Source organism: uncultured Methanobrevibacter sp. (assembly GCF_937906425.1).
GTDB lineage: Archaea > Methanobacteriota > Methanobacteria > Methanobacteriales > Methanobacteriaceae > Methanobrevibacter.
The window spans coordinates 1-3,204 of sequence record NZ_CALCYR010000115.1 but is presented as its reverse complement, the minus strand read 5'-3'; the positions used below and the strand labels follow the sequence as shown (position 1 = coordinate 3,204).

At 31.3% G+C, this 3,204-nt stretch carries 1 pseudogene; it reads left to right on the top strand.

The window, feature by feature from the left end:
- A pseudogene (locus Q0138_RS03025) lies at window positions 1–3,018 on the top strand (hypothetical protein); the annotation flags it as partial.
- Window positions 3,019–3,204 lie beyond the last annotated feature (186 nt).

Genomic DNA, 3,204 nt, shown 5'->3' with positions numbered 1-3,204 from the left:
AAAGAAAGTGATAACGCTGGATCATCATCCACTGATGAATCAGGATCAAGTGATAAAGAAAGTGATAACGCTGGATCATCATCCACTGATGAATCAGGATCAAGTGATAAAGAAAGTGATAACGCTGGATCATCATCCACTGATGAATCAGGATCAAGTGATAAAGAAAGTGATAACGCTGGATCATCATCCACTGATGAAGAAGGATCAACTGATAAAGAAAGTGATAACGCTGGATCATCATCCACTGATGAATCAGGATCAACTGATAAAGAATCAGACAATGCAGTCTCCGATGAAGGCTCTGAACAAGTAGGAGAAGATTCAACCGAACAAGCTGGAACAAATCAAGGAACAAATGGTACAAATCCTGAAAATACTAATCAACAAGAACCAGGAACTAAGAATCCAATTGGTCCAAATGAAACAATTACTGATTCTCCAGATCTTGAAGAAGAAAAAAAAGAAGCAGAAGTAAAACTTGCAATATTTATTACTTTCAGACAAATTAATGGATTTGTTTTTGAACCTGGTACTATATCATTCAACTTCTTTGCTTTAATTACTCAAAGTTTGACTGCTCCACATCAGATCAAATTATTATTTAATTTAATTACTACTGAAGGAATGGAAGATACAGCAACAGAAATTGAATGCAAACTTGAAGAAAGTGTTGAAGTCAAGGAAGGAGATACTCAACAAGCCAGCTTCAAATGTGAATTGACCGTAGACCCAAAAATAGTTTATAGTGGTTTAAGACTTAATAGTTCAGAAGAAATCGCAGGTATTCCATCTGAAGACGAAATACTTCTTAATCCAGCCTTAGTCGACGAAGCTATTACAAATGGAGAATTATCTGATGCCAAAAAAACTGAAGTTCCTATATCATTTGAATTTGAATCATTAGAAACTCAAACATGTAATAAAGATGGTAAATTTTTACTTAAAGGAAAATTTGAGAAAGACATAAACGTCTTAAATAAATTCTCTATACCTTTAACATTCCCTCCGGAAGCTAAAATGACTTGTTCTTTGGAAGCTGATGGTATTCAATGTATTGCTGATGAACAATTAGAAGGTTCAGTAATGATCGAACAACAAATAATAACTGACGGAGATGAAGAATTATTTATTTTAAAAAAAGTAAATCAAACTGGTATCAAATGTGAAAATGGTTTAGAAATACAAGCCGAAGAAAAAATCAAAGTAGATATATCTTTCCGTCAAGTAAGTAACATTGAACAAAAAGCAGGTGGTAATGGTTTAAGATTCTTCTTTGCTGCTTTTGTCAATAATAATTTAAAGCAAGGTTATGAAATTCAAATAAAGGTTATTGTAATTATTAACAATGAAGAAAAAGAAAAAAATGCCACATGTACATTAGAAAAAGCAGTAAATGCTGTTAAAGGTACAAAGACTCAAGCTGATTTTTATTGCGAAGTCGCTTTAGAAAAGGGTGAAGAAGTAAAACCAGAAGATTTAGTAGTATCACCATATAATGAAAATATTGGAGGATGTGAAGAAGTGACGCTTGAAGAATTAAGCCCTTTTCTAACTGATGTAGCCATTAAAGAAAGTTCGGATAGTCCATTAAGTCAAGTTATCGATTTTAAAGACGAAGAAAATAAAATTAAAGTTCCACCAACATTTACTATCGAAAGTATGAATTTCAATAAATGCTCTAAGAAAGGAAAAATAAAAATCGAAGGAAAATTCTCACAAGCAATAAAAGAAGAAATGACCTTTGAATTACCTTTCTCTTTCCCAAAAACAAAAGTTAAATGTACTGTCGAAAGTGCTGAAGCTAATGCTGTTGCTACAATAACTTGCAAAATGCAAAAAGTTAAAGGAAGACTTAAATTCACTAATTTACTTATCGAACCAAGATTAATAAAAAAGAAACGTTTGGAAATGCTATATATAGAACAAAAGCAACTAACTCTTGAAGGACAAAATTGTCTTGATTATAACGAAATTAAAAAAGAACATGCTAGACAAAGAAAATTTGCCCCTTTCACTTTCTTACAACTTGGTAGACCTGCCGGTTATTCTGGATTATTCTTCTTAGCCTTAACTAGAAAAGAGTTCAAAAATCCATTCTCATCATTAGTATTAAAAATAAATGTAACATTAACCGTTGAGCAAAATAGAAGAAGAAATTTAGAAACTCTTGAATTAGACGAACCAATATCAGTCTCTTGTTCTCCAAAATCAGATGCCCAAACTGAAAATTCAGTCGCATTAGATTGCTCAAATGACGATGGTAAAGAACTTAATCCAGTCTCAACTGAGTTAGAAGACGATCAAATCGCAGGAGCTCCTGAAGAAATAATCATAGATAAAAATCTAACTCTAGACTATTCAAAAATAGATACCTTGAAAGATTTCGATAATTTACCCTCGGTAACAATAACCGATATAAAATCAAATAATTGCTCAACTTATGGTCAATATGTTATCGAAGCAAATTATACTGATTATACTGGTGAATTAAAAGAGTCTGGTGTTAAACATGAAATTAAGATACCTTTTGCTACTCCTGATTCAAATGGTCTTTGCACAATGAAAGTCGACTCAAGTTCTAAAAAATTAACATTAAATTGCGATAATACTGAATCCTTTGATGTTTCTGAAATTATTATTTCTCCTCAAACAGTCTATAATGAAACTGATTCAACTCCTTTATTCAAAATAACTAATGATTCTACTGCTCCTTCTCAATTTGCCTGTGCAATAAGTGATGATAATTACGTTCCACCAAAACAAAATACTACCAATGATGGAGGTAATAAAGCTATTCAAACAACAAGATACAGAAAAAATTCTTCTGGATTAGGTGGAGGTGCTATTGCTGGTATTGTTATTGCGAGTGTTGTCGTTATTGGTATTATTGGTGCTTTAATTGCTCTTATTAAAACTGGTGCTTTCGCTTCGAAATCTGCAGGAACTGCCGCATCTGTTGATAATTCGACTATTAATAGAATCAGAATTGACGAACAAAATCCAAACATGGTCTAAGAGACCCAAATTTATTTTGATTTACTTGTATATAGATTTAAGTTATTATTAATATTTCTCTTTGATAATTTTTCTGACACCACTAATAATATATAGTTAATGGAATAATTTGATTAGATTATTAAATATAACTAAAGACATTATTAATTTTATTAATTAAATTATTAATTTTAATTATAATTTAAA